This window comes from Lactobacillus nasalidis (assembly GCF_016587775.1).
Taxonomy (GTDB): domain Bacteria; phylum Bacillota; class Bacilli; order Lactobacillales; family Lactobacillaceae; genus Lactobacillus; species Lactobacillus nasalidis.
Genome location: NZ_BOCG01000478.1, coordinates 1 through 259, shown reverse-complemented (window position 1 = coordinate 259; position 259 = coordinate 1). Strand labels below are relative to the sequence as shown.

Here is a 259-nt window from a genome sequence, read left to right as displayed (position 1 = left end):
CGAATGGGGGAACCCAGCATGTGCAGACATGTTATTCATAAGTGAATACATAGCTTGTGAAAGGAACACGCAGTGAACTGAAACATCTAAGTAGCTGCAGGAAGAGAAAGAAATTCGATTTCCCAAGTAGCGGCGAGCGAACAGGAAAGAGCCCAAACCGGCAGATTTATCTGCCGGGGTTGTAGGACTGAGTCATGGCACTTCAGAGGATAGCAGAAGCATTTGGGAAAATGCGCCAAAGAGGGTGAGAGCCCCGTAA

1 rRNA gene is annotated in these 259 nt (G+C 48.3%); it reads left to right on the top strand.

The window, feature by feature from the left end:
• Positions 1–259 (top strand): 23S ribosomal RNA (locus lacNas_RS09120); the annotation flags it as partial.